The organism is Pelagibacterium sp. H642, from assembly GCF_031202855.1.
Lineage (GTDB): Bacteria > Pseudomonadota > Alphaproteobacteria > Rhizobiales > Devosiaceae > Pelagibacterium.
Map to the genome: position 1 here is coordinate 3,117,320 of NZ_CP101829.1, position 25,569 is coordinate 3,142,888.

The 25,569-nt window shown below is 61.5% G+C and carries 22 protein-coding genes; 16 read left to right on the plus strand and 6 right to left on the minus strand.

Annotated features, from left to right (window positions below; genetic code table 11):
* Positions 1 to 50: 50 nt before the first annotated feature.
* From NO934_RS15555 to NO934_RS15565, 3 genes are read left to right on the plus strand one after another with little or no spacing between them, the layout of a single operon-like run.
* Positions 51 to 1,214: a 3-dehydroquinate synthase gene (locus NO934_RS15555; protein WP_309160880.1), complete on the plus strand. Its 1,164-nt coding sequence runs from the start codon at positions 51 to 53 to the stop codon at positions 1,212 to 1,214.
* On the plus strand, positions 1,211 to 2,398 hold the full coding sequence (eboE, locus tag NO934_RS15560) for a metabolite traffic protein EboE (RefSeq protein ID WP_309160881.1): 1,188 nt from the start codon (positions 1,211 to 1,213) through the stop codon (positions 2,396 to 2,398). The genes NO934_RS15555 and eboE overlap by 4 nt, the downstream gene beginning before the upstream one ends.
* A complete protein-coding gene (locus NO934_RS15565; protein WP_309160882.1) occupies positions 2,395 to 3,261 on the plus strand; it encodes a UbiA family prenyltransferase in 867 nt (288 codons plus the stop codon). Before eboE ends, NO934_RS15565 begins: the two co-directional genes overlap by 4 nt.
* A gap of 129 nt (positions 3,262 to 3,390) precedes the next feature.
* Here NO934_RS15565 and NO934_RS15570 read toward each other — a convergent pair whose 3' ends face one another.
* Positions 3,391 to 4,773: an alkaline phosphatase family protein gene (locus NO934_RS15570; RefSeq protein ID WP_309160883.1), complete on the minus strand. Its 1,383-nt coding sequence runs from the start codon at positions 4,771 to 4,773 to the stop codon at positions 3,391 to 3,393.
* Positions 4,774 to 4,837: 64 nt separating this feature from the next.
* Between NO934_RS15570 and NO934_RS15575 the strand changes: the two genes are divergently transcribed.
* The 4 genes from NO934_RS15575 (at position 4,838) to NO934_RS15590 (ending at position 8,240) form a co-directional block, all read left to right on the plus strand.
* Complete coding sequence (locus tag NO934_RS15575) at positions 4,838 to 5,707, plus strand: EboA domain-containing protein (protein WP_309160884.1); 870 nt, start codon at positions 4,838 to 4,840, stop codon at positions 5,705 to 5,707.
* Positions 5,708 to 5,732: 25 nt separating this feature from the next.
* The gene (locus NO934_RS15580; protein WP_309160885.1) at positions 5,733 to 6,650 is read left to right on the plus strand and encodes a TatD family hydrolase; all 918 of its coding nucleotides are present in this window, start codon (positions 5,733 to 5,735) and stop codon (positions 6,648 to 6,650) included.
* 10 nt (positions 6,651 to 6,660) lie between these two features.
* Positions 6,661 to 7,206: an NUDIX domain-containing protein gene (locus tag NO934_RS15585; RefSeq protein WP_309160886.1), complete on the plus strand. Its 546-nt coding sequence runs from the start codon at positions 6,661 to 6,663 to the stop codon at positions 7,204 to 7,206.
* Between the two features lie 98 nt (positions 7,207 to 7,304).
* The gene (locus tag NO934_RS15590; RefSeq protein WP_309160887.1) at positions 7,305 to 8,240 is read left to right on the plus strand and encodes a sugar phosphate isomerase/epimerase; all 936 of its coding nucleotides are present in this window, start codon (positions 7,305 to 7,307) and stop codon (positions 8,238 to 8,240) included.
* Positions 8,241 to 8,303: 63 nt separating this feature from the next.
* On the opposite strand, the gene NO934_RS15595 is transcribed toward NO934_RS15590, so the two are convergent.
* Positions 8,304 to 8,990 (minus strand): GntR family transcriptional regulator, encoded by a 687-nt coding sequence (locus NO934_RS15595; protein ID WP_309160888.1) that lies wholly within the window; start codon positions 8,988 to 8,990, stop codon positions 8,304 to 8,306.
* A 269-nt stretch (positions 8,991 to 9,259) separates the two neighbouring features.
* Here NO934_RS15595 and NO934_RS15600 point away from each other — a divergent pair, with 269 nt between their 5' ends.
* The 5 genes from NO934_RS15600 (at position 9,260) to NO934_RS15620 (ending at position 15,275) form a co-directional block, all read left to right on the plus strand.
* Positions 9,260 to 10,297, plus strand: coding sequence for a tripartite tricarboxylate transporter substrate binding protein (locus tag NO934_RS15600; RefSeq protein ID WP_309160889.1), 1,038 nt, complete (start codon positions 9,260 to 9,262; stop codon positions 10,295 to 10,297).
* Positions 10,298 to 10,351: 54 nt separating this feature from the next.
* The gene (locus tag NO934_RS15605; protein WP_309160890.1) at positions 10,352 to 10,873 is read left to right on the plus strand and encodes a tripartite tricarboxylate transporter TctB family protein; all 522 of its coding nucleotides are present in this window, start codon (positions 10,352 to 10,354) and stop codon (positions 10,871 to 10,873) included.
* Positions 10,874 to 10,880: 7 nt separating this feature from the next.
* A complete protein-coding gene (locus NO934_RS15610; RefSeq protein WP_309160891.1) occupies positions 10,881 to 12,413 on the plus strand; it encodes a tripartite tricarboxylate transporter permease in 1,533 nt (510 codons plus the stop codon).
* Between the two features lie 38 nt (positions 12,414 to 12,451).
* The gene (locus tag NO934_RS15615) at positions 12,452 to 12,877 is read left to right on the plus strand and encodes a c-type cytochrome (RefSeq protein WP_309160892.1); all 426 of its coding nucleotides are present in this window, start codon (positions 12,452 to 12,454) and stop codon (positions 12,875 to 12,877) included.
* 64 nt (positions 12,878 to 12,941) lie between these two features.
* On the plus strand, positions 12,942 to 15,275 hold the full coding sequence (locus NO934_RS15620; protein WP_309160893.1) for a hypothetical protein: 2,334 nt from the start codon (positions 12,942 to 12,944) through the stop codon (positions 15,273 to 15,275).
* Between the two features lie 53 nt (positions 15,276 to 15,328).
* On the opposite strand, the gene uxaC is transcribed toward NO934_RS15620, so the two are convergent.
* The 3 genes from uxaC to uxuA are packed head-to-tail and all read right to left on the minus strand — an operon-like array spanning position 15,329 to position 19,473.
* The gene (uxaC, locus tag NO934_RS15625) at positions 15,329 to 16,735 is read right to left on the minus strand and encodes a glucuronate isomerase (RefSeq protein WP_309160894.1); all 1,407 of its coding nucleotides are present in this window, start codon (positions 16,733 to 16,735) and stop codon (positions 15,329 to 15,331) included.
* Positions 16,736 to 16,760: 25 nt separating this feature from the next.
* A complete protein-coding gene (locus tag NO934_RS15630; RefSeq protein ID WP_309160895.1) occupies positions 16,761 to 18,236 on the minus strand; it encodes a mannitol dehydrogenase family protein in 1,476 nt (491 codons plus the stop codon).
* Between the two features lie 34 nt (positions 18,237 to 18,270).
* Positions 18,271 to 19,473 carry a mannonate dehydratase gene (gene uxuA, locus NO934_RS15635; protein WP_309160896.1) on the minus strand — a complete coding sequence of 401 codons (1,203 nt, stop codon included), beginning with the start codon at positions 19,471 to 19,473 and terminating at the stop codon, positions 18,271 to 18,273.
* Between the two features lie 156 nt (positions 19,474 to 19,629).
* Between uxuA and NO934_RS15640 the strand changes: the two genes are divergently transcribed.
* Both NO934_RS15640 and NO934_RS15645 read left to right on the plus strand, forming a co-directional pair.
* Positions 19,630 to 20,664 carry a Gfo/Idh/MocA family oxidoreductase gene (locus NO934_RS15640; RefSeq protein ID WP_309160897.1) on the plus strand — a complete coding sequence of 345 codons (1,035 nt, stop codon included), beginning with the start codon at positions 19,630 to 19,632 and terminating at the stop codon, positions 20,662 to 20,664.
* The gene (locus tag NO934_RS15645; RefSeq protein WP_309160898.1) at positions 20,657 to 21,682 is read left to right on the plus strand and encodes a Gfo/Idh/MocA family oxidoreductase; all 1,026 of its coding nucleotides are present in this window, start codon (positions 20,657 to 20,659) and stop codon (positions 21,680 to 21,682) included. Before NO934_RS15640 ends, NO934_RS15645 begins: the two co-directional genes overlap by 8 nt.
* 34 nt (positions 21,683 to 21,716) lie before the next feature.
* Here the strand turns inward: NO934_RS15645 and NO934_RS15650 are convergent, their stop codons facing one another.
* Positions 21,717 to 22,484, minus strand: coding sequence for a DUF1080 domain-containing protein (locus NO934_RS15650; RefSeq protein ID WP_309160899.1), 768 nt, complete (start codon positions 22,482 to 22,484; stop codon positions 21,717 to 21,719).
* A gap of 222 nt (positions 22,485 to 22,706) precedes the next feature.
* On the opposite strand from NO934_RS15650, the gene NO934_RS15655 reads away from it, so the two are divergent.
* Together NO934_RS15655 and NO934_RS15660 are read left to right on the plus strand one after the other, a co-directional pair.
* Complete coding sequence (locus tag NO934_RS15655; protein WP_309160900.1) at positions 22,707 to 24,365, plus strand: MFS transporter; 1,659 nt, start codon at positions 22,707 to 22,709, stop codon at positions 24,363 to 24,365.
* 111 nt (positions 24,366 to 24,476) lie between these two features.
* The gene (locus NO934_RS15660; protein WP_309160901.1) at positions 24,477 to 25,562 is read left to right on the plus strand and encodes an Ldh family oxidoreductase; all 1,086 of its coding nucleotides are present in this window, start codon (positions 24,477 to 24,479) and stop codon (positions 25,560 to 25,562) included.
* Positions 25,563 to 25,569 lie beyond the last annotated feature (7 nt).

Below are 25,569 nucleotides of genomic sequence, written 5' to 3' on the forward strand. Positions count from 1 at the left end.
CACCTGTGCAGTCGGCCCTTCGACCTGCACAAGAGCCACGATCCCCCCAAGTGGCCGTTCGGCAGCAGAGTTTTTCGGTCGAATACCAATTTCCGGTGATCTTCTGTCGCGGGGTGTTCAATCTCGACAATAGGGTGCTCGTTGACATCGTGAGTCAATTCGAGCCGCGGCGCCGCCATCGCATCCTGGTTTTCGTGGATGACGGCGTTAGTAGCGCTCGCCCCTCCCTGTCCGGTGAGATCATGACCTTTGCCGAACGGCATGCCCATACGCTGGAGCTTGTTGCCCAGCCGATTACGACCAGTGGCGGTGAAACCGTCAAACGCGGCCTCGACGCCGTCATCGACATGCAGAAGTTGATGGTCGAACACCATATCGACCGCCATTCCTATGTGATCGCCATCGGCGGCGGCGCGCTGCTCGACGCGGTTGGCCTTGCGGCAGCGACGGCGCATCGCGGCATCCGTCACGTCCGCATTCCCACCACGGTCCTGTCGCAGAACGATTCCGGCGTTGGTGTCAAAAACGGCGTCAACCTTTTCGAGTCCAAGAACTTTTTCGGCACCTTCGCGCCGCCTTTCGCTGTAATCAATGACTATGATTTCATTGAAAGCCTGCCGCCGCGCGAAAAACGTTCGGGGATAGCCGAAGCCGTCAAGGTCGCCTTGATCCGGGACGGGGCGTTCTTTAGCTGGCTCGAAGCGTCCACCGCCAACCTTGCGCGTTTCGATGCGGACGCGATGAGCTACATGATCCGCCGGTGTGCCGAACTGCACATGCACCAGATCGGCAAGGGCGGCGATCCGTTCGAGCGGGGAACCGCGCGCCCGCTCGATTTTGGGCATTGGGCCGCTCACCGGCTGGAATTGTTGACCGATTTTTCCCTGCGGCACGGAGAGGCGGTGGCTATCGGGATCGCGCTCGACGCACAATATTCGGTACTTGCGGGCCTTCTGGACGCGGGCGCCAACGCGCGCATCCGCGCCGTGCTGCTGGGCCTGGGCTTTTCGCTTTGGCACCCAATGCTGGAGGCAGAAGCGGAGAACGGCAGCCTCCTGATACAGGGCCTGCGCGATTTCCAGGAGCATCTTGGCGGTGAGCTGACCGTAACCCTGCTCGAAGGGATCGGCACCGGGGTCGAGGTGCATGAGATCGACGCCCCGCTGATGTTGCGAGCTGTCGACGAGCTCAAGAGCCGGGCAGGTGCGAAATGAAGGTCGACGGATCCCGTCTGGGGCAATTGACCTATTGCACCAACATCCACAAGGGTGAGAGCTGGCAGGAGACGTTCGACGCCCTGCGCCGCAACATCCCCAACATCCATGCGGCAACTGCAGGTTCCAAACCGTTCGGGATCGGCCTGCGCCTTTCCGCGGCTGCCGCCGCGGAGCTTTCGGAAAGCGCGGCGCTCGAAGCGTTCAAGCGCTACCTCACCGAGACCAACACCTATGTTTTCACCATCAATGGCTTTCCCTATGGCGATTTCCATAGCGTGAGGGTCAAGGAGAATGTTTATAGCCCCGACTGGGCCGATCCGGCCCGGCTGGATTATTCCAACAAGCTCGCCGAAATTCTTGCGCAAGTGTTGCCCGAAGGGATGGACGGCAGCATCAGTACGGTGCCCGGCACCTTCGCCCCTTGGGCAGAGGGGAGGGTGGAGACAATTACCGAAAATATCGTGCAGCACGTTGCCCATCTTCTCGATGTGAAGCGGCGCACCGGCAAGCACATAACGCTGGCACTGGAACCCGAGCCGTGCTGCATGTTGGAAACCATCGAGGAGGCGATCGCCTTCTTCCGCGATCACCTCTATTCCGAAGCGGCCGCCCGTTCGCTTGCTCAACGAGCCTCACTCGCAATGGACGAGGCATCGGCCGCGCTTCGGGCGCATGTGGGGCTTTGTTATGATGTGTGCCACGCCGCCATAGAGTTCGAAGACCCACAGGGCAGCATCGCGGCTCTGCGCGAGGCAAGCATCCCGATCTACAAGCTGCAGCTCAGCTCGGCGCTGCGGTTTGCTTTTGTCGGGCAGGAGACCGCCGAACTTCTCGCGCCGTTCAACGAGCCGACCTATCTACACCAGGTGGTGGGGCGCGGCGGGGAGGGCCTGCGCAAGTGGCCGGACCTTCTGCCGGCGCTCGAAGAGATCGAGAGCGCGGCAGGCAGCGAGTGGCGAGTGCATTTCCATGTGCCGCTGTTTCTTGAGGACATGGGCGCTTTCGGCACGACCCAGGCCTTTCTTCGCGAAATTCTCGCCCTCCATCGGCAGCAGCCGATTTCGGACCATCTCGAGGTGGAAACCTACACCTGGGACGTGCTGCCAGAGCGCTATCGCGGCGAGCCGATGGATATGGCGATCGCGCGCGAACTCAACTGGGTGCTGGGGCAGCTAAAATGATGACGCTGGGTACGGCGCTCCGGTTGGGGCGGGTGTCCAATCTGCCAACGGTGGCGACCAACGCGATGGCCGGGTCAGCCCTGGCCGGTGCGGGGATCGCTACCGATACGCTCGCGCTGGTCGTCGTGGCCTCGGTGTTGGCCTATATCGCCGGCATGTTCCTCAACGATGCTTTCGACGCCGGTTACGACGCGATCAATCAGCCTTACCGACCGATACCGGCCGGGCTGGCGAGCCAGGCTGAAGTCTTCGCCTGGGGCTACGGACTGTTGGGCGCGAGCGTTGCATTTTTCGTGCTGGCAGGCTGGGTCGCCAGATCCGGATGGCCCGTGAGCATTGCCGGCCTGGCGCTGGCGCTGACTATCGTGGCCTACAACCGTAGCCACAAGGAGAACGCCTTCGGCCCGATTCTGATGGGGCTATGTCGGCTGCTCATCTACCTCGCCGCTGCGCTCGCTGTCGTCGCCGTGCCGGGGCCGACGCTGTGGATTGGCGCGGCGCTGCTGATGGCCCATGTGATGGGGCTGACCTACGTGGCCAAAAGCGAGAGCGGTGGCTTTGTCGGTCGTTGGTGGCCGCTCGCCTGCATCGCCGCAGCACCGGTCTATGGCATGATGGTGGGGATCGGTGATGTGCTCATGATGCCCTTCGCCCTCGCACTGCTCATTGCCGATGTCTTCGCTCTCCGCTTTATCAAGGGCACAAATCCCAGCTTTGGGCGCGCCATTCCGCTGCTGATTGCCACCATCACTCTGCTTGATGGCCTGCTGATCGCCCAGATGGGCAGGGTGGATCTTGCGCTCCTGGCATGTGTGGGGTTCCCGCTGACGCTGTGGCTGCAACGGTGGGTGCGGGGCACGTAACGGCTAGAGCGTGTCCAGCAAAAGTGGGAAACGGTTTTGCGGTTCGGACACGCGACCGAACAAAGACTTAGAGCAATTGAGGCGCTTCAAAGAAGAGCTGAAATGTTCCAGGTGCCGTCACGCACGCTATTATTTGAAGATGTGGTCGAGAACGAGCTGCTTGAACCCGGTGGCCGCGACCGCGCCCTCGGGCAGCAGGTCAGGGCGGGTGGAAATCACGAGAGGCCCATCTTCTGCACGATCAGTGATACGACCATGCGAGCCCTTGACCAAGTCGGTGCGGTTCGCCGAGGTGACGTCGAGCAGCCCGCGAAAGCCGAGCTTGCGTTTGCCGATCTTCCAGCCGATCTGCAGCTTGGGCATCTTCAGGTCCGGATCGACGAACAGTTCCACCGGATCATAGCCGGGCTTGCGGTGAATATCGACGGTTGCTGCATAGTCCGGCGCCTTGGCGTCGTCGAGCCAATAATAGTAGCTGAACCAGAGATCGGCGCGCGCAATGGCGACGAGCTCGCCCGAGCGCGGATGGTCGAGACCCATCGCCCGCTTGCCCTCCTCGCCAACGACGATCTCGACGCCATCGAGATTGGCTATGAGATTTGCGACGGCAGCCACGTCTGCGGGATCGCGAACATAGATGTGAGCGATCTGGTGGTCGGGCACGGCAAAGGCGCGGGATTCACCGTGGTCGATAACTTCCCGGCCCATCTCGTCACGCCAGGCGATAAGACCGGCTTCACGCAGGGCGCGGTTGATGTGCACCGCTTCGGTGACTGGGGTGATCCCGTATTCGGAGACGACGATCACTTCGCGCCCTTCGCGCTCGGCGCTCTCGATCAGCGGGGCAATGGCGGCATCGACGTCGCGCAGCGCTTGCCGCACGCGCGGGTGCGACAGGTCTGGACCGAAGCGTTGAATGTCGTAATCGAGGTGGGGGATATAGACCAGGGTGAGCGTGGGCCGGCGCGTTTCGGTCACGTGTTCAGTAGCGCCGACGATCCACTCGGTCGAGCGCAGGCTTGCTGTGGGGCCCCAGTAATTGAAGAGGGGGAAAGTGCCCAGGCGGGCGTTCAATTCGTCGCGCAATGAGCCCGGCTTGGTGTAGTGGTCAGGGATTTTGCGCCCATCCGCCGGATACATTGGCCGCGGTGTCGCGGTCCAGTCGGCGGTCGAATACATGTTGTACCACCAGAACATCTTGGCGCAGGTGAAATCGGGACTCAGCTTCTTGCCCGCATCCCATATCATTTCGCCGGCAAGCAGGCGTTCGGACTGCTTCCAGAGCGAAACTTCACTCACGTCGCGGAAATACCAGCCATTGGCCACGGCACCGTGGACAGAGGGCAATTCGCCGGTCATCAGCGTTGCCTGAACCGAGCAGGTGACCGCAGGCACCACCGTAGCGAGAGGCCGTTGCCCCCCGCGTTCAGCCAGCTTCGTAAGGTTGGGCGTATGCTCTCCGAGAAGCGAGGGGGTCAGCCCCACGACAAGCAAAACCAGTGTCTGTTTCAAAGCCTTCCTCCCTTGCGCCTGTTTCCGTAATACTAGTATACTTCATGCGGGAGGATCAATCGACGTGCCCAATTTGCCCAAGGAAACGTTCGGACCGCTGCTGGCCGGATGGCTGCAAACCCGGCTCGATGCGGAGACCACCGTCTGGATTGAAAAAACAGCGGCTGACGTGCCGCAGATGAACTCGGCTCAGGTCGAGCGCGCGGTGGCGCTGGCTGGCCGGAAAGCAGGCAAAGCGGACCTCGCGCTCACCGATGCCGAGCTTGGCGAGGCGCGGCGATTGCGACCGGGCTGGGTGCCACGGCTCTGGACCATTGCCGATGTTGCGCGCGCTTTGATCCTGCTGCCGCTGACCGATGACGCCGTCTCGTTTGGGAAGGCGTTCAGGCGCCTCTGCCAAGCTGCCGATCTTGCCACATTGATCGGCTTTTATCGGGCGCTGCCGCTGTTTCCCATCAGCGACGACCTCGATTGGCAGATCGGGGAGGGGCTGCGCAGCTCGATCCGGGAGATTTTCGAGGCGATTGCCCACGATAGCCCGGTGCCTGTGGAGACCTTTTCCGAGCATCGCTGGAATCACATGGTGCTCAAGGCGCTGTTCATCGATTCGAGACTGCCGCCGATCGTCGGGCTCGATAAGCGCAGAAATGCCGACCTGGCTGCAACGCTGGTCGATCACGTCCATGAGCGGCGAGCCGCCCGCCGTGGGGTCGATCTTCATGTCTGGCGCTGCATCGCGCCCTTCGCGCGAGGAGAGGTGCTAGGCGAGATCGATCCGCTCTTGGTCAGTCCGGACCCCATCGAACGCAGTGTTGCCGCCCTGTTCCTCGCTGAGAGTCCTGACCCGGCCTCCCGCTCTATGCTCGCCGGCCTTGCCACCGAACATGCCGCCATTGCGTCCAGAGCGCTGAGTTGGTCATCCATTCCGGCTTGATGCGGCTGCCCTTTAGGAGAATTCCATGTTCATCGATGCTCACGCCCACATGATTTCCCGCACCACCGACGACTATCAGGCGATGGCGGCGGCTGGCGTCGTGGCGCTGATCGAGCCCTCTTTCTGGATCGGCCAACCGAGAACCTATGTGGGGACCTATGTGGACTACCTTTCCCACATCGTTGGCTTCGAACGCTTTCGGGCCTCCCAATTCGGCATCCGCCACTATTGCACCATCGGGCTCAATTCCAAGGAAGCCAACAATGAGGAACTCGCCGAAGGCGTGATGGAGATCCTGCCGCAATTCGCGCTCAAGGAGGGTGTGGTGGCGATCGGTGAGATCGGCTATGACGAGCAGACCCCGCTCGAGGACAAATATTTCCGCGCCCAACTCGAATTGGCCAAGGAACTCGACCTGCCGGTGATGATCCACACCCCGCATCGCGACAAGAAAAAGGGCACCTTGCGCTCCATGGACGTGTGCCGGGAGCATGGTGTTGATCCGAACAAGATTGTCGTCGACCACAATAACGAAGAGACGGTGGAAGACGTTCTCGACCGAGGGTTCTGGGCGGCGTTTTCGATCTATCCATCTACCAAGATGGGCAATGTGCGTATGGTCGAATTGCTCAAGCGCTATGGCGGCGATCGGGTCATTCTGGATTCGGCGACAGATTGGGGGATCTCCGACCCGCTGGCCGTTCCCAAGACCGCTGAATTGGCGCGCCAGAGCGGCGTTTCGGAGGAGGCGATCAGGAAAGCCACATACGCCAACGCGCTGACCGCCTACGGCCAGTCCGGCCAGATGAGCGAGGCCGACTGGATTGATGGGCTCAGGGTCGACCAGACCCAGCTTCACGAAGGCAATTCCATCCTCCGTGGCGGACGCGATCCTGTCGTTGAAAACGTGAAAGCCGGCACGGCCGGGCTCATAATAGAGTAACCACGAGACCATGCCCGCCGCGAGCCAGTTCGACGATGCGTTGGGGGAGTTGATCACCGGGGTCGACGATGAGGGTACGCTCTACCCGATCGAAAAACTTAAAGCCCATCGCACTGGCGTCAAACATCTGGCGATCTCGGTTTTCCTGTTCCAGGGCGATCGCCTGCTGTTGCAGCAGCGCTCGAGCCTTAAGTATCACGCGCCGCTGCTTTGGACCAACTCAGCCTGCTCGCATCCGCGCTGGCAGGAAAGCTCGGCCGATTGCGTAACACGCACGCTTGACCGCGAGTTGGGCGTCGATTTTTCGACCCGTTTTGTCCGCCGCACGGAGTACGATGCGCCGATAGGGCCGTTGTTCGAGAATGAAGTGGTCGACTGTTATCGCGGGGAAATTCCGCCTCGCTTCAGCTTTAGCGATATGAATCCATCGGAAGTAGCAGGCCTGCGCACGGCCGGTCGTGGCGAGATCGAGCAGGACGTAGCCACTCATCCCGAGCGCTATACACCCTGGTTCCGCATCTATGTCGAACGCGGCTTGGTGTCTGCTCTCTTTTAGATTCGCACCGAGCGTCAGTGAGGGAACGTGCCTTTGCACTTGCCAGATGCCCGATTTGTACTCTAGTATCCTAGAGGTCCGAACCTGAGGAGGAGACCATGAAACTTTCACGTCGCGCATTTGATACGCTCGCCTTGGCCGGAGTGGCTTCGGCGGCATTTTCGATGGCGCTCACCGCTGCTCCGGCGATGGCACAATCGGCCGACGCAGCGGCTGGACAGTCGCATCTGGGTATTCCGGTCGACAAGATCGGTGTTGTTGGATTTACGATCCGCGACCAACTCGGAGAGGATGCCCGTGGCACGCTGCAAGCAGTGACCGAATGCGGGATCGAGAACATCGAGTTCTCCGGCCCTGATCTTGAAGGTGAAGTTCCGAGCTTTCAGGGCGTTGAAGTGCCTCAGATCCAGGAATTCGCCGAGGAGTTCGGCTTCAGCGTTCCCTCGCTCGGCGTTGGTGGCGACGATCTGAGCGACCGGATCGATGTGGTCATCGAGGCTGCCGAGGCTGTAGGCGCCACTTATGTCCGCATCAGTGGCGGGCACGAGGATGCGGAAGATCCCGTCGCTTATTATTCCGATCTCGCTGCCTTGCTCGATGAGGCCGGAGCAACGCTCAAGGAGGCCGGGATCACCGTCGCTTACCACAACCATGACGCCGAATTCGAAGATCTCGGCGACGGGCAGTCCGGCTACGACATCCTGCTCGCCGAAACCGATCCGGAAAACGTTGCCTTCGAACTCGATCTCTACTGGGCCGTCGTGGGCGATGCAGATCCTGTGGGTCTCATCGAAGCCAATCCGGGACGCTTCCCCTTGTTCCACGTCAAGGACGCCCAAATGGTTGAAGGCGAGGACGAACCGACCTTCGCCACGGTGGGGCAGGGCTTCATCGATTTCGGGGAAATCTTCGCTCTGAGCGAGACGGCAGGCGTCGATTACTATTTCATCGAAAACGACCGCCCCGAGCCCGACGGGATCACTTCTACCTGTGAGGGCTATGCATATCTCTCCAGCCCGACCGATCCCTCGTAATCGGGTCTAGCCACCATGTTTCGATAGCCGCCCAAGAGGCGGCTATCGTCATTTAGGAGGACCTCAGATGATGTCGAGCGCGGAGCGCACGTGTGCGTCCATGCGCTTCGCCGCCAGTTCGGGATCGCCCTTTTCGATGGCTTCCACGATCCCGACATGTTCCTGATAAGCAACGGCGGCGCGGCCGGGAATAGAGCTTTGCAGGCTCAGGCGCGCGCGGTCCACATGAGTCTTGCTGGACAGAACGAGCTGCCAGGCCTCCGGAACACCGGCGGCTTCGGCAAGCAGCAAGTGGAATTTTTCGTCCAGGTCGAAAAAGCCGATATAGTCGTCGCGCGCGCTGTAGTCTTCCTGCTGATCGAGGACGCGCATAAATGGCCGAGTGTCGACTGTCTTGAGATCGGCCAGGCGCCGCACAACAGCCGTTTCCAGGGCGCTGCGACAAAACACTGCCGACAAGATTTTCTTGCGGTCGATCGGCGCCACGATGGAGCCCACCTGCGGCCGGGTTTCGACGAGACCTTCTTTCGCAAGCTGCTGCATTGCCGCCCGGAGCGGAGTGCGGCTCACGCCGATGACTTCGGAGAATTTCGCTTCATAGATCGGGGTGCCGGGCGTCAGATGGTTCTGCACGATGACCTTGCGCATCGCCTCGTAAATTTGAGGCGCCATCGGCCGTCCATAGTCGATCCGCACGTCGCTCATGGCATCGGCATATAATTCGCCTACCGTTTTTGTATCCTGCAGCATTTGAGCTATCAGCATCCTCGTCGAAATAGCTGCCTCACAAGAGAATCACGCCATGAAAGGCAAACTATACTTAAGTTGTATGTGATCGAAGCGCGGTATTCAACCACTCTAGAATGCCACATACGGCGCACCTGACGTGCATCTGCTGCACCGGCCCCCACAAAATGGCAAAAGTTTCCAGCGGGGGTTGAAGTGCCTTCAATTGGGTGTATGCTAGTATCCTAGCGCTGAACGTCAAGGCTTTGCGCTTAACCTATGGGAGGAACAGCATGCGACTTTTTCGTGGATTGGCTGTCACGATTGCCGTTTCGGCCGTGGCGCTGACGGCGACTTCGATTTCGGCTCAGGAGTGGAGCCCTGATCGGCCCATCAACATCATCGTGCCCTGGGGTGCTGGCGGTGCAACCGACCAGGTCACCCGCGTCACCGCGCCCATTCTCGCCGAACAGCTTGGCACCGATGTGGTGGTGGTCAACCAGCCGGGCGGGTCCGGTGCTGTTGGCACCCAGGGCGTCCTTTCGGCTCAGCCCGATGGCTACACGCTTCTGGCGACCGGCATCGCCGATGCCGCGACCTATGCGGTGACCGGCCTCATCGAGGGCACGACCATCGATGATTGGCATCTCTATCTCAGCGTCGCTAACGTCTCGGTTATTTCCGTTCCCGCCGACAGTCCCTACGCCGATTTCGGTGAACTTCTCGCCGCGTTCCAGGAGGATGGTGCCAACATCACGGTCGCGACGGCAGGCGTGAGTTCTGCAGGCGGCACGGCGTTGTCGACTTTGGCTGAAGCTGGGGATTTCGACTACAATCTGGTCGCTTATGACGGCGGTGGGCCGGCTACCGTAGCAACGGCTTCGGGCGAGTCCATGGTCACCACCCAGTTGGCCGGCGAGCAGGCGGAGCTGATCCGTGGCGGACGGCTGCGGCCACTGGCCGTGCTTTCCGATGAACCGTTGACGATGGATGGCGTCGATACCATTCCGCCGGTGACCGAATGGCTCCCCGACATCGACATCGCCTACAACTATTTCGGTGTTCTGGCTCCCAAGGGCGTGCCCGAAGAGGTGGTTTCGACCCTCGATACTATCTGGGCCGAACATGTGGCGACCTCCGAGGAGCTGCAGAGCTACGCGCAGGCCGCTGGTGCCCTTTTCACTCCGGCTTACGGCGAAGAAGCGCGCGAAATGGTGTCGCCCACCGTCGTCGCCCAGGCTTGTGCTGCGCTTGAGCGCGGCGATGCGGTCAACGATCCGTCCACGATCGGTGTCGACTGCGAAGCGGGCACCGAGACACCTGTGGAATAAGCATATCGGCCGGGGGTGCGGTACTTCCGGCCGGACTTTCCAAGGATTCGAGACATGGAAAACCAAGCGGGCCAGCAGAGCACACGCGCCCGGGCCGACCTTCTGACGGCGGTCGTTCTGGTTATTCTCGGGCTGGCGGTCTTTTACTACGCCTATACGATGCCCCAGCTTGAGGCGAGGCGCATCCATCCCGCGACCATTCCCGGGCTGGTTCCGATGGCCCTCAGTGCCATCCTGGTGTTGCTGGGAGGCCTCTTAGGCGTAAAGGCCTGGAAGAGCCAGGGCGATGGAAGCTGGGCGGATTTTTTTGCCGTGTTCCGAACGCTCGAAGCGGCGCGGGCTGTTGCGGCTTTGGCCATGGTGCTCATTTTTGCACTGGGGCTGGTCGGCTGGTTACCGTTCTGGGCCGCCTCCATGCTCTTTCTCTTCGTATTCATCGTGACGATGGAAGCCGTCCTCACGTCCGAACAGGTCAACCTGCCCAAAACCCTGATTTGGGCTTCCGTGACGGCGATCGTCGCTGGAGCGGGCATCTACTACCTGTTCGCCGAGCTGTTCCTCGTTCGCCTGCCATAGGTCGAAAATGTTAGATGGACTTATCCTGCTCGGGCAGGGCATCGCCTATTTTCTGACGTTCGAAGGTATCTTCAATGTCGTATGGGCAACGCTGCTTGGATTGGCGATCGGCATCCTGCCGGGCCTGACGGCGACCATGGGCGTGGCGCTCCTGGTAACGCTCACCTACAACATGGAGCCCGCCCAAGCCATCCTGACGCTGATGTGCGTCTATCTCGGCTCGATCTTCGGCGGCAGCCGCACGGCCATTCTGCTCAATATTCCCGGCACGCCGGCAAGCGCAGCCTCATCGCTGGATGGGTACCCGTTGGCTCGCCAGGGCAGGGCAGGGTTTGCCATGGGGCTTGCGACCTCTGCATCGACCCTGGGCACGCTGGTCGGAATCTTTTTTCTCGCTCTGCTGGCGCCGCTCCTGACTGAGGTCGCGCTCAATTTCGGCACCTATGAATTCTTCTGGCTCGCCTTGTTCGGCGTCGTCATCTCGGGCCAACTGAGCGGTTCGGACACGCCGCTCAAGGGCTACATCGCCGGCATTCTGGGGCTGCTGGTCTCCATGGTCGGCATGGAGAGCCTGCATGCCCACCAGCGATTCACGTTCGGCGTGTCGGAACTCTCGGCGGGCATTGACATCATACCGGCCATGGTCGGTGCATTCGGGCTGGCCGAAATTCTCGGCCAGATCAAACGCCATGCCGAAATGCGGCCCACATCGGTAACCGATCGAGTCGTGCCGCGGTTCGGAGAGTTGTTCCAATATTGGCGGACCATTCTGCGTTCGGGCATCATTGGAACGTTCGCCGGCATTATTCCCGGTGTTGGCGAAGATGTTGGTGCATGGTCGTCTTATGCGGCGGCCAAGCGCTTCTCCAAAAAGCCCCAGGAATTCGGCCAAGGTAGCCATGAAGGGCTGATCGCCGCCGAAACCGGCAACAATGCGGTTGTTTCGGGTGCGATGATCCCCACACTCACCCTTGCGTTGCCCGGATCAGCCGCGGCCGCCGTGCTTATCGCGGCGATGTTCATCCACGGCGTTCGTCCTGGTCCCATGCTGATGATCGAGAACGCGGAGTTCGTTTATCAGGTCATCGCGATGCTGCTGCTCGCAACATTTGCGAACCTGCTGTTCGGCCTGTCTTTGACCCGGCTGTTCATCCGCATCGTGAGCATTCCGCAAGAACGCCTCATGGGTGTGATCGCGGTGCTGTGCGTCGTCGGCTCCTTCGCCGTCACCCAGCGCATGTTCGATGTCTACGTCATGCTTGCTTTCGGCGTCTTGGGATTTCTCTTGCGGGAAATGAAATATCCCATGGCGCCTCTGGTGCTGGGTATCGTGCTCGGAGATCTCCTCGATCTCAACCTTCGGCGCGGCCTCGGCCTCACCAATGGCGACTGGACGCCCTTCTTCACCCGCCCGATCAGCGCCGTGCTGTGCCTCATCGTCGTCGGCACGATCCTGTTGAGCATCCCCGCGGTCGGGAGAGCCGGACGCCGGTTTGTGAATGTAATGACGGGCAAGAGCAGGATAACCGGAAATTCGTGACCTGCCAATCGCGGGCAGGTCGACCAAAGGAGTATAAAATGTCGATGTTTTTGAAATTGGGCGGCAGCGCCGTCCTCGCAGCCACGCTGCTGACGCTCCCTGCGGGCGTTACCCTTGCCCAGAACGAGGGCAACGACCTGGACGCCATCACCTTCACCGCCCCCCAAGCGATCGGCGGCGGCGCCAACTACCAGCGTTCTTGCGCATCGTGTCATGGCGCCCAACTGGAGGGCTTTTCCGCTCCGGCGCTGTCTGGGCCGAACTTCTCCTGGCTTGAACGGCCCGTTTCGGAATTCCACGCCTACATCCAGGACATGATGCCGGCTGATGCGCCCGGCACACTTTCGAACGCGCAGGTTTCCACGATCATCGCCTTCATTGCCCAGAACAACGGCATGGAGGCCGGCGACACCGCGCTTCCCACCGACCCGGCCGAGCTCGAATCCATGCGCTTCGGTCAGTAACGACATCCATCTTTATTGGCATCGATTGGCGACTTCGGTCGCGATCTTGAGGAGGAGCAAACCCATGACCAATAGGAAACGAAACCACCGGGCCGTGCTGGCGCTTTCTGCGCTGACATGTGCCCTGATGACCGGGACGGCGCTTGCCCAGTCCGAGCAGGTCTGGCCGCCCGAGTTCCAGCCCATGCCGGAGAATTTCGGTTATATGGAGCCCGAAGAGTCGCTTGAGACCTTCACCCTACCTCCCGGCTATTCCATCGATCTCGTCGCCTCCGAGCCGCTGCTTGGTGATGGCATCGTGATGCAGTGGGATTACCAGGGCCGCCTTTGGGTCGTCGAAACGACTTTCATGCTCAACCTCGAGGATCTGACGGCCGCAACCCCCAGCAGCTCGGTGGTCATTCTCGAGGACACCGACGGCGATGGCGTCATGGATGAGCGCAAGGTCTTTGCCGATGAGCTTGTGCTGCCACGCTCTTTGCTGATCCTCGAACCCGGCAAGGTCATTCTGGGTGAATCGCCCAATATCTGGCTGCTCGAGGATACTGATGGCGACGACGTCGCCGACAGCAAGACGCCGATCACCGAAGGCAATTACGGTGCCCTCGGCGGCTCGATCGAGCACAACCCCAACGGCATGTTCTGGAACATCGATAACCGGATCTACAACGCCTATCTCGATGAGGTGTATCAGTGGAACGGGGAGGGATTCGAGGTCGATCGCGGCATCTCCATCTCGCAATGGGGTGTCACCGCCGACGATCAGGGCCGCATCCTGCGCCAGGGCAACTCCGCGGCGCCCTCGATGAGCTACGTTCCGGACTATTATTACGGCCGCAGTTCGGTCTTCACCCGCAATCGCGGCAATCACGAATGGATCGGCGGCCCGACCCGCGCCGCCAACCGCGTGTGGCCCATCCGCCCTACACCGGGCATTAACCGCGGCTATGTCGAGGGTACGCTGGACGAAAACGGCGCGATGATTGAACTGACATCGGCCGGCGGCGCAGCGGTTTATCGTGGCACCGCGTTGAATGGCAGCGACTATGGCAACATCTTCGTTCCGGAGCCGGCGGCTCAACTTGTCACCATGAGCACCCTGCAAGACAGCGGGTCGGGCATCTACCTTCAGAAAGCATATGAGCAGGGCGACTTTCTCTCGTCCACCGAGGAGCGCTTCCGTCCGGTGTTCACCCAGGTCGGTCCCGATGGCGCGCTTTACGTGCTCGATCTCTACCATGGCATCATTCAGGATGCCGTGTTCATGAGCAACTACCTCAAGGATTGGGTGGACGAGCACAATCTGGGCGATACCCATGGCGTCAACGGCCGCATCTATCGCGTCAGCCACGAAAACGGCACGCCATCCGAGCCCATCGATCTCACCCAGTCCACGCCCGAGGAGCTGGTAGCGCTGCTTGAGCACGAAAATGGCTGGTATCGCGATCATGCCCAGCGGCTGATGGTCGTGCAGCAGCAGACCGATGCCGTGCCCGCACTGCTCGAGCTGTTCAATTCCGATGCTGAACCGGTCGCCCGGCTGCACGCCTTCTGGACGCTGGACGGCCTCGATGCGGTCGAACCGGACCTCGTCATTTCCGCCCTGGACGATGAGGATCGCGACATCAAGACGGCGGCATTGCGGATTGCCGAGCCCTTCCTTAGCGAAGGGAACCAGGACGTCATCGACGCCTTCCTGGGTCTCATCGGGAATACGAACAATGATTGGCAGGTTAAGTACCAGCTCGCCGCTTCCGCCGGTGAACTCGACGATGCCAACCGGCTCGATGCCATCATGCGCATCATCGATATGTACGGGGAAGACTATATCGCCCTCGATGCCGCGCTGAGCGGCGTGCCGGACGCACAGGTGACCGAACTGCTCAATGCGCTTTTCGAAGCCGAGCAGGGCAGTGAGGGTATCCGCAACGCGATCACCACTGTCGTATCCGGTCTCACCCGTATTGGCTCGGCTCAGGATGTGTCGGATATGCTCGCGACCATTGCCGCGCCCGATCGTCCGGCATGGCAGCGCGAAGCCGCCCTTCTGGGGCTCGAGGTGGTGCTTGCTGGTGTCGCCGATCCCGGATTGGCCCCCGCGCTGCCCCGCAGTCAGGCGGGTTCGTGGACTGTGGGCGATCTTGGCGAGCGCGCGTTCCCCGACTTCAACGCCGAGGTCAACGAGGCAGACGCCGAACAGGCCGAGCTTCTTTCCCAGCAGCGCGCCGCGAACGCACCGCAGCGTGAGGAATCGGCAATGACGGAAGTCGATGGTGTTCCGACTCTAACGCTGGAGGAAGCCCCCGAAGAGTTTCTCGCACTGAGCGAGGACGAGACACTCGCAGGCCGCATCGAAGGGGTCACGATCCTGATGTCTTGGCCCGGCAAGGACCAGTAAGCAAAACAGAGGGGCTTCGGCCCCTCTTTTTATTATCCGGTGAACGGTTCGGCTCAGAGCCGGTAAGCCTTCTTGGCCAAGCCGTAGGACAGCTCGCGAATGAGGAGGAACGCCTCGTCTTCGCGAATGCGATGATCGGCCACCAATCTCGCCAGAAACGCGCTGTCCACCCGCCGGGCAACGTCATGGCGCGCGGGAATAGACGGGAAGGCGCGGGTATCGTCGTTGAACCCGACGCTGTTATAAAAGCCCGCCGTTTCCGTGGTCAGTTCGCGATACCGCCGCATGCCTTCGGGGCTGTCGTGGAACCACCAGGCGGGGCCTAGCCGAAGCGCCGGGTAAACGCCGGCCAGCGGTGCCAGCTCGCGCGAATAGGCGGATTCATCGAGAGTGAAGATGATCAGGCGGAAGTCGGGATCCATTCCCGCCGCCGACAGCAGCGGTCGCAGCGCTTCGACATAATCGGTTCGTGTCGGGATATCGAAGCCCTTGTCGCGGCCGAACCGGGTAAAGGTCGCCTCGGAATGGTTTCGGAATGAGCCAGGGTGGATTTGCATTACCAGCCTGTCCTCAAGGCTTATCTTGGCCATTTCGGTCAGCATCTGCGCCCGGAACAGCCGATGGTCATCTGGCCCTCCCTTTCCCGCGCGGACCCTGTCGAACAGCGCTTGTGCTTGCCCGGGGGAAAGGTTTGCAGTCTCGGCCGTTGGATGGCCATGATCGGTCGCGGTGGCGCCGCGTTGCTTGAAATACGCACGGCGCTTTCGATGGGCGTCGAGATAGCCGACCCAGGTTCCCGTGTCGCAATCGGTTATCTCGCCGAAGGTATCGAGGTTGGCGCCAAATCCTTCGAAGTCAGGGTCGATCACCGCATCGGGCCGATAAGTCGTGACCACGCGGCCGGACCATCCACTGTCTTTGATCTGGTCGTGCCAGCGTAGATCGTCGAGGGCGCTTTCCGTCGTCGCTATGACTTCGATACCGAAGCGCTCAAAAAGCTCACGGGGACGGTAATCTTCCCGCGCCAGCAGTGCGTTGATCGTGTCGAAGTAGCTGTCCGCAGTGTCGCGCGACAACGGCTCGTGAAGGTCGAACAGCGTCTCGAACGTGTGGTCGAGCCAAAGCCGGGTAGGGGTGCCGGCAAAGAGGTGATAGTTTTCGGCGAACCGCCGCCAGATGGCGCGAGGGTCGGATTCGGCCGTTCCATCCTGAGGCGCGATGCCCAGATCCTCGAGGCGCAACCCCTGGCTGAGCAGCATCCTGAAGACGTAGTGGTCGGGCACGACCAATAGCTCGGACGCGTTGGCGAAGTTTTCGTTTTCGGCAAACCAACGCGGGTCGGTATGGCCGTGCGGGCTGATGAGCGGCAGGTCGCTGATGCTCTCGTAAAGCGCTCGCGCGATGTCGCGCTCGGTGGCGTTGGCCGAAAAAAGCCGGTCGGGATGGAGTAGCGTAGACAATGGAGCCTCCCCTTGCTCAAATGTATCAGGCGTCGATCCTGGCCAGCGCCTTGTGAATGGCCGCGCCGACACCCTCGTCCTGCAGGCAGGCGAGGTGGCGCTCCACCGTTTGCACGACCGGTTCGTTGTTGACCATATCGTCGCCAAAGATCTCGGTGATCGACAGAGCTTTTCGGACGAGTTCACCGGCGCTACCTTCCCCTTGCACGGCATCGGACAATCTGGCCGCCATGGCATCGGCTGGCTCGGTCCCCTCCTGGCGGACGTGTCGTGCCAGATAGGCGATCCAGCCGGCCAGCGTCAGGCACAGCAGTTCGATCGATTTGCCGTGAGCCAGCCGCTCGCGTATCGGCGTAACCGTGCGCTGCGGCAGCTTCTGGCTGCCATCAACGGCGATTTGCGCCAACTGGTGGCGCAGGGCAGGGTTGGCGAAACGGCGCAGCAGGGCATCGCGATAGGCGAACAGGTCGATATCCTGCACATCGAGTGTCGGGATCACCTCATGGGTCATCAGGGTGCTCACCAACGCCTTGAGCGTTTCGTCCGCAACCGCGTCGGACACGAATCGATGTCCGGCGAGCTGCCCGAGATAGGCCATCGTCGAATGGGAGCCGTTGAGCATCCGCAGCTTCATGAGTTCGAACGGTTCCACATCGGGCACGAGTTGCGCGCCCACCGCTGTCAGATCGGGGCGCCCGGCGGCGAAATGGTCTTCGATCACCCACTGACTGAAAGGCTCGGTGACGACCGGCCAAGCATCCGCAAGGCCCAAGCGCTGCTCGACATCCTGTTTGTCTCCATCGGAAATGGCGGGCACGATCCTGTCGACCATTGTGGACGGGAAGCTGAAATTGGCTTCGATCCACTCGGCCAGCGAAGCGTCGCGCAACCGGGCGAATTCGAGAACGGTCGTCTTGGCGATCTTGCCATTGCCTTGCAGATTGTCGCAGCTCAGCACCGTCAGCCCGCCATATCCTCCCGCACGGCGCAGCGCGGCGGCGGCGACGATGATCCCCGGAACGCTGCGAGGCGCATCAGGATGGATCGCGTCGTTGACGATGTCGGGATGCTGGGTCGAAAGGTGACCATTGGCCGGATCGTGGCAATAACCCTTCTCGGTCACCGTCAGCGAAACGATGCGGATACGGGGCTCGGCCATCCTGGCGATCAGCGCGCGCGTGCTGGCCGATGCGTCGATGATGTCGACGATCGAGCCGACCACGCGCGTCGAAATGCCTTCGCCGCTCTTGGCGCTCACCGAATAGAGATAGTCCTGAGGTGCCAGCGCATCCCTGGTATCGGGCCGGCGGATGCTCGCCCCGATAATCGCCCAGTTGGGATCTTTTTCGAGAACATCGTCGATATAGACCGCCATATGCCCGCGATGAAACGCGCCAATGCCGATATGGACGATGCCGGGACGAATGCCGGCCCTGTCGTAAACGGGCTTTTGGATGTCCGGTGCCAGGTTGGCAAGACTGGCTTGGTCGAGGCGAAGCATGAGATCCTTACTGGCGCGGCGGCGCCGTCCGTGGTCAGTCCTGCCGGGCAAAAGCGTGCATCACCCCACGCAACTCGGCCAGCCCCTTGAGGCGGCCGACTGCCGGGTATCCCGCCCGCGCCCCGCGCGCGGCGTCGTCGAGGATATCGTGGCCGTGATCGGGGCGCATGGGAATTTGCCAGTCGGCGCGCCCTTCGGCGCGGCGCCTTTCCTGCTCGCGCAACAGGGCGGCAACGACGGCTACCATATCGAGGTCGCCGCCGAGATGTTCGTCCTCGAGAAAGCTCGTGGGAACACCCTTCTGGTAGTTGGTGACATTGCGCAAATGCGCGAAGGCGATCTTGGAGCCTAGGCGATCGACAAAGCCCGGCAGGTCAGCGTCGTCGCGTGAACCGAGCGACCCAGTGCAGAAGGTGATGCCGTTGGCAGGGCTGTCGACGGCTTCGACCAGCCTGCGGTAATCGTCCTCGGTCGATGCCACCTTGGGCAATCCCAACAGCGAGAAAGGAGGATCGTCAGGGTGGCAGCAGAGCCTCAGGCCCAGTCGTTCCGCAGTCGGGACTACCTGTTCGAGGAAATCGACGAGGTGGCGCCGTAACCGGTCGGAATCGATGTTGCGGTAAAGCTCGAGCTGATTGCGTAGCGTCTCCAGCGTCCAGCTTTCCACCGAACCGGCGAGTCCGGCGATTATCGCGTCGCAAAGCTCGTCCTTTTCGATGTCGGACATTTCGGCTGCCCGTCGGTTCGCCATCTCCACGATCTCGGCCGGATAATCATCGGCCGCCCCGGCGCGTTCGAGAAGCGCGATGTCGAAAGCTGCGAATTCCACGAGATCGAAGGCCATCGCCGTGCCGCCATTGGGTAGCACCTGGCGGTGGTTGGTGCGTGTCCAATCAAGGATCGGCATGAAATTGTAGCAGACGATTTCCAGACCGGCGGCGGCAATGTTCTCCAGACTGGTATTCCAGTTGGCGATATGCGTGCGCCAGTCTCCCGATTGGGTCTTGATGGCCTCGGAGACCGGCAGACTTTCGATGACGTCCCAATAGAGGCCGGTGTCGTTGCCGTCAGCAGTCTGGCGCGTTTCGAGCTTGCGCCTTTCGATCTCCTCGGGCGTCCATACCTGGCCCGGCGGGATATGGTAGAGCGCGGTCACGATCCCTTCGGCCCCGGCCTGGCGGGCATCGCGCAAGGTGACTTTGTCCGCAGGTCCGAACCAGCGCCAGGTCTGCCGCATCAGCCTTTTTCTCACTCGATCCCCTCCTGCTGTTGCCACGATCCCTGCCGCGGTCTTGTCTCGTTCATCGATGTAGGATACTAGGATACATATTGCACATAGTGTTGTAAGGCAAGCCGGGTCGTGCACTAACAGGCGCAGGATGGGAGAGGACGAATGCTAGGAATCGCTATCGTAGGTGTAGGCATGGTGGCGGGCATTCATGCCCGCGCCCTGGAAGATCTGCGCGACATCGCCGAGGTGCGGGGCGTTTATGATCGCGACGCAGAGCGGCTCAAGACCTTCTGCGAAAAGTGGAGCGTTCCCGCCGCTCCATCTCTCGAAGAGCTTTTAGCGCGGGGCGATGTGAATGCCGTTATCGTTCTCACCCCACCCAATGCCCGCCGCGAGATCGTCGCCGCGGCGGCAGGGGCGGGCAAGCACATCCTGCTCGAAAAACCCCTTGAAAGAAATAGCGCCGCCGGGCGTGAACTCGTCGAAATCGCACAGCGCGCCGGCGTGACCATGAGCGTGATCTTCCAGCACCGGTTCCGGGAAGCTTCCTTGAGGCTCAAGGCTCTCATAGAATCGGGAACGCTGGGACCGCTTGGCATCGCCCAGGTCAACGTCCCCTGGTGGCGGCCGCAATCCTATTATGACGAGCCGGGCAGGGGGACTTACGCACGCGATGGCGGCGGCGTGCTGATCAACCAGGCCATCCATACTCTCGATCTGCTGCAGGTCTATACCGGTCCCATCGATGAGGTCATGGCGCTAATGGGCACTTCCAGCCTGCACGACATGGAAGCGGAGGATTTCGTCGGCGCCGGTGTGCGCTTCAAGTCGGGCGCGCTCGGTTCCATCGTTGCCACCACGGCAGCCTATCCTGGCGGCGCCGAAACCATCGAGCTGGGCTTTGAGAAAGCCGCTGTCCATCTCGGCTCGGGCACGTTGACGGTCTCCTACCACGATGGCAGGGAGGACAGCTTCGGCGAGCCGTCCGGCACTGGTGGCGGCGCCGATCCTATGGCGTTCCCGCATGATTGGCACGCCTCGGCGCAACGCGATTTCTTTGAGGCGATCCGCGACGGCCGCTCTCCCATGGTGACCGGTGCCGAAGCGCTCAACGTCCATCGACTGATCGACGCACTGACCCTTTCCTCACGCGAGCGTCGCGCAGTGACCTTGGATGAAGTTGCACGCAATGAATAATTCAGAAGTCGTCATCGGGGTAATCGGCATCGATCACCGGCATATCTATGGCATGCTCTCGGGCATGCTGGAGGCCGGAGCGCGCTGCAAGGGCTGGTGGACCGAAGGCGAGCCCAAAACATTGAGCGGCTTTGTCAAACGGTTCCCAGACCTTCCCCGCGTTGCCGATCGGCGCGAACTTCTGGACGATGGCGACATCAACCTCGTTCTGATCGCCGCGCCGCCTCACCAGCGCGCCGACCTCGCCATAGAGGCGATGGAGCATGGCAAGGACGTGATGCTCGATAAGCCCGGCTGCATTTCGTTTGCCGAACTCGATCGCCTCAAGGCTGTCGTGGAGCGGACCGGACGGATCTGGTCCGTCAATTTTTCCGAACGTTTCGAAGTGCCGTCTTCCATCAAGGCGCTCGAACTGGTGCGGGGTGGGGAGATCGGTAAGGTGGTCCAGACCCTTGCTGTCGGTCCCCACAGGCTCAACCGCCATACACGGCCCGAATGGTTTTTCGACCGCTCCCTTTATGGCGGCATCCTGGGCGATATCGGCACCCACCAGATCGATCAGTTTCTCACCTTCACCGGCTCATCGGACGCCGAAATCGTCTCGGCCAGCGTGGGCAATTTCGCCAACCCCGCTGACCCGAACTTTCAGGATTTCGGCGAGATGCTGCTGCGTAGCGACGAGGCGCGCGGCTATGCCCGTCTCGACTGGTACACGCCCGAAGCCCTCCCCAATTGGGGTGATGGCCGCCTGCTCGTGCTGGGGACGCAAGGCTATATCGAGCTCAGGAAATATGTGGATATCGAGGGCCGGCCGGGCACCGATCATCTGTTCATGGTCAACAACAGCCGCTCGACCTATATCGACTGCTCGGATGTCCCTTTGACCTATTTCCGCGACCTCGCCGCCGATGTTCTCGAGCGCACCGAGCGCTCGCTGACCTTCTCCCACGCCGCCACGGTGACCCGTCTCGCGCTCGAAGCGCAGCAAATGGCCGAACATGACTTGCGGCGCGAATAAAAGGAGGCGGCGCCAAGCGCCGCCGCCTCATGCATTAGAGCGGGCGAACCCAGATATTGCGGAAGTCGACATCGGCATTGTGATCCTGCAGCCGGATCGGCTGGCAGTCATGCGCTTCGTAGCGGGGATAGCCCACCCAGGCCGTCGTGCCCTGGATCTGCGCATGGTTCTGGACCACCACACCATTGTGCAGCACGGTCACATAAGCGGGCCGCCGCAGCGCGCCATCCTCGGCAAAGATCGGCGCTTCGAAGACGATATCGTAGGTCTGCCACTCGCCGGGCGCGCGTGAGGCGTTCACCAGCGGCGGATGCTGTTTGTAGATCGAGGCCGCCTGTCCGTTCGCATAGGTGGGATTGTCGATGCTGTCGAGAATCTGAACCTCGTAGCGGTCCTGGATCTTGATGCCGCTATTGCCGCGATCCTGCCCGTCATAGCCTTCGATATCTTCGGACACGCGCCACTCGATATGGAGCTGGATGTCGCAAAACGATTCAGTGGTCCGGATGTCGCCGGTGCCGCGCGCCACGGACAGCATATCGTCTGCAATCGTCCATTCCGCCGGTCCGCCATCGACCGATTCCCAGGCATCGAGATTTGTGCCGTCGAACAGAACGATCGCATCGGACGGCAGTTCGCCCTCCGGCGCATCAACCTTTTCGGGCACCGGCTCCCAGATTTCCGTCACTACGGATTGCACGTTTCGTGGAATCTCGAATTCCTGCTGCTGGGCAACCGCTCCAACGGCCGGCACCAGCGCCACGACGATTGAAATCGCCAGGGTAGGGGTCAATTTCGGCATTTTGCTCCTCCTCAATGAACTAGCGGAAGATAGTATACTAGGATGCAAATAACACAAGCTGTGTCGAAATTTTTCCGCCAGCGATATGCCTTGCCTTGCGCACAAAGATGCGCAATCCCCTAATGTGAGGCTGGGAGCATCCCGCAAACGATCGATCGTGAGACGCGTTGGCGCCCATCCAACGCGATGCGGGCATGCGCAATAGGGCCAGTGGAGGTAAAGGTGTCGGCGCCGGACGTTGAAAAGACCAGGTCGGGAATTGGGCCCAATTCGGTTCTCGCGCCTTTCCGTCACGAGACGTTCCGGATTTTGTGGATCGCCACCCTCGCTTCCAATCTGGGGGGATTGGTGCAGTCGGTCGGGGCGGGTTGGCTCATGACCGAGCTTACCGATTCCTATGACATGGTCGCGCTCGTCCAGGCATCGGTTACCCTTCCGGTGATGCTCTTTTCCCTCATCGCCGGGGCGCTGGCCGACAATTTCGACCGGCGGATCATCATGATCGTTGCGCAGACTGGCATGGCGCTCGTCTCGCTCGCGCTGGCCGTTCTGGCCTTCCTTGGCTTACTCAACCCCTGGCTGCTGCTGACCTTTACCTTTCTTCTCGGTGTCGGAACCGCTCTGTTCAATCCCTCCTGGCAGGCTTCGGTGGGCGATATCGTTCCGCGTCACGACTTGCCCGGCGCGGTGACCCTCAATTCGCTGGGCTTCAACATGATGCGCAGCGTCGGTCCCGCCGTGGGTGGGTTGATCGTCGCAATAGCCGGCGCGGCGGCGGCTTTCGCGGCCAATGCGGTATCGTACCTGCCGCTGATCTGGGCCCTGGTGCGCTGGCGCCGCCCCGCGCCGGCCAACCCGTTGCCGCGCGAGCGGCTGGGCAGCGCCATCTGGGCCGGCCTGCGCTATGTTTCGCTCTCTCCCAATCTCACGGTGGTGCTGGCGCGCAGCGCATTGTTCGGCTTTGCCGCCATCGCCATCCTGGCCCTGCTGCCCTCGCTCGCCGCCACCTATGTGGACGGCGGCCCGATGATCTACGGCACGCTTCTGGGCAGTTTCGGCCTGGGTGCGATTGGCGGAGCCTTCATCAACGCTCGCGTCAGGGCACGCTTTTCCAACGAAACCATCGTTCGCTTCGCCTGCGTCGGCTTTGCTCTAAGCTGCGTCGTTCTTGGCCTCAGTCACGACATTCTTCTCAGCCATCTGGCCCTGCTGCCGGCGGGCGCGAGCTGGGTCCTCACCCTGTCGCTGTTCAACGTCTCGATCCAGCTTTCGACCCCGCGTTGGGTGGTCGGGCGAGCGCTGGCGCTCTATCAGACGGCGACGTTCGGCGGCATGGCGGCGGGAAGCTGGTGCTGGGGCAAGATCGCCGATGCGTCCAGTCTTTCCTGGGCTCTCGTGCTGGCGGGCGCCGCGTTGGCCGCTTGTGCGCTGATTGGCCTCCGCCTGCCTTTGCCCAAGTTCGAATCCCGTGACCTTTCGCCACTCAATTCCTTCAACGAGCCGCTTCTCAAGCTCCAGTTGCAGCCCCGGAGCGGCCCGATCATGGTGATGATCGATTATGAGATCGACGAGGCGGACATCGGGAAATTCCTCTCGCTCATGGCCGATCGGCGCCGCATTCGCATCCGCGACGGTGCCCGGCAATGGGGCCTGTTGCGCGACCTTGAAAAACCGAGAATCTGGGTGGAATCCTACCATGTGCCCACCTGGATCGACTACGTCCGCCACCACCAGCGCCGCACCAAGGCCGATGCCGAAAACGCCGTCAGCCTGCGCGCTCTGCATCGGGGCGCTGAGCCGCCTTACGTGCATCGGATGATCGAGAGGCAGATCGTTCCCCTCAAGGAAAACCTCATCCTCCGTGATCCGAGCGAAAGCTGAAGAGTTAACTCCAGCTTAGTTTTGAACAAATCCGGGCCATCCTTTTCCTTAGCTTTCGGCTGAGGCACCGTTCCCGCCACAAAAGCCGAGCAACGGCGGGGAGGCCTACGGGTGATCGTTCACGACTATCAGACGCACGAAGATCAGGCAGCCGCGATTTTCGAGGCCTGGGGCATGCCGGCCGAGCGTGCACGGGCGTCGGCCCAGGTGCTCTCATGGGCCGACCTGCACGGCATCGAAAGCCACGGCATCGCGATGCTGGTGGAATATGACGAGCGACGCAAATCGCGGCCGATCAATTTCAATCCCGCTCCCAGGGTCGTCAAGGAAACGTCGATCAGCGCTCTGCTCGATGGCGATGGCGGCTTGGGACATGCGACCGCGACGCAGGCGATGGATATTGCCATCGAAAAGGCCGCGTTCGGGGGCGTCGGTATCGTCTCGGTTCGCAATTCGGGCCATTTCGGCGCGCTGGGCTTTTTCACCACCCGCGCTGCCGATCGTGGCTTGATCGCCATGGCGGCAACCACTGTGTTCGGGGTGAGGGTGCCGCCCACCGGCGGTTCGCAGGCCCGCCTGGGCACCGATCCCTGGTCTTTTGCAGCGCCCAGCGCCGACGGGCGGCATTTCGTTCTCGATATGGCGACGACCACCGTGGCTTCGGGCAAGGTGCGCAACAAGATCGTCGAGGGCCAGCAAATGCCGCCCGGCTGGGGTTTCGATCCCTCCGGACGCCCCACGCTCGACCCTTCCCAGGTGATGAATGGCGGTTTCCTTTCTCCCTTGGGCGGCAGCGCCGAAAGCGCGGGCTACAAGGGGTACGGGCTGGCCGCAATGGTCAATATCCTTTCATCCTGCCTGTCGGGCTCGACGCTCATCACCGATCCCATGCATTCGAGGCAACCCTATGGGCTCGATGTGGGCCACTTCTTCCTGGCGCTCGATCCCGAGCTGTTCCGGCCGCTGGACGAGTTCAAGGCGTCCGTCAGTCAGTTCAGCGACGATCTGCGGGCGACACCGGCGGTCGATCCCGAACGGCCCGTGCTGGTTGCCGGCGATCCCGAGCGCGCGGTCAGGGCCAGGCGTAGCGTCGAGGGGATACCGATCGGCCCGGGGCTCCATCGCAGGCTCAAGGAGATTGCCGAGGAATCCGGAGCGCGCTGGCTATTCGGCGATGCAATGAGCCGCGCCGGTTAGCCAATGG

Coding starts and splice junctions, on each gene's coding strand:
- eboE (WP_309160881.1), top strand. CDS start 1,211: ATGAAGGTCGACGGATCCCGTCTGGGGCAATTGACCTATTGCACCAAC.
- NO934_RS15565 (WP_309160882.1), top strand. CDS start 2,395: ATGATGACGCTGGGTACGGCGCTCCGGTTGGGGCGGGTGTCCAATCTG.
- NO934_RS15580 (WP_309160885.1), top strand. CDS start 5,733: ATGTTCATCGATGCTCACGCCCACATGATTTCCCGCACCACCGACGAC.
- NO934_RS15585 (WP_309160886.1), top strand. CDS start 6,661: ATGCCCGCCGCGAGCCAGTTCGACGATGCGTTGGGGGAGTTGATCACC.
- NO934_RS15590 (WP_309160887.1), top strand. CDS start 7,305: ATGAAACTTTCACGTCGCGCATTTGATACGCTCGCCTTGGCCGGAGTG.
- NO934_RS15595 (WP_309160888.1), bottom strand. CDS start 8,990: ATGCTGCAGGATACAAAAACGGTAGGCGAATTATATGCCGATGCCATG.
- NO934_RS15600 (WP_309160889.1), top strand. CDS start 9,260: ATGCGACTTTTTCGTGGATTGGCTGTCACGATTGCCGTTTCGGCCGTG.
- NO934_RS15605 (WP_309160890.1), top strand. CDS start 10,352: ATGGAAAACCAAGCGGGCCAGCAGAGCACACGCGCCCGGGCCGACCTT.
- NO934_RS15610 (WP_309160891.1), top strand. CDS start 10,881: ATGTTAGATGGACTTATCCTGCTCGGGCAGGGCATCGCCTATTTTCTG.
- NO934_RS15615 (WP_309160892.1), top strand. CDS start 12,452: ATGTCGATGTTTTTGAAATTGGGCGGCAGCGCCGTCCTCGCAGCCACG.
- NO934_RS15620 (WP_309160893.1), top strand. CDS start 12,942: ATGACCAATAGGAAACGAAACCACCGGGCCGTGCTGGCGCTTTCTGCG.
- NO934_RS15630 (WP_309160895.1), bottom strand. CDS start 18,236: ATGCTTCGCCTCGACCAAGCCAGTCTTGCCAACCTGGCACCGGACATC.
- uxuA (WP_309160896.1), bottom strand. CDS start 19,473: ATGCGGCAGACCTGGCGCTGGTTCGGACCTGCGGACAAAGTCACCTTG.
- NO934_RS15640 (WP_309160897.1), top strand. CDS start 19,630: ATGCTAGGAATCGCTATCGTAGGTGTAGGCATGGTGGCGGGCATTCAT.
- NO934_RS15645 (WP_309160898.1), top strand. CDS start 20,657: ATGAATAATTCAGAAGTCGTCATCGGGGTAATCGGCATCGATCACCGG.
- NO934_RS15650 (WP_309160899.1), bottom strand. CDS start 22,484: ATGCCGAAATTGACCCCTACCCTGGCGATTTCAATCGTCGTGGCGCTG.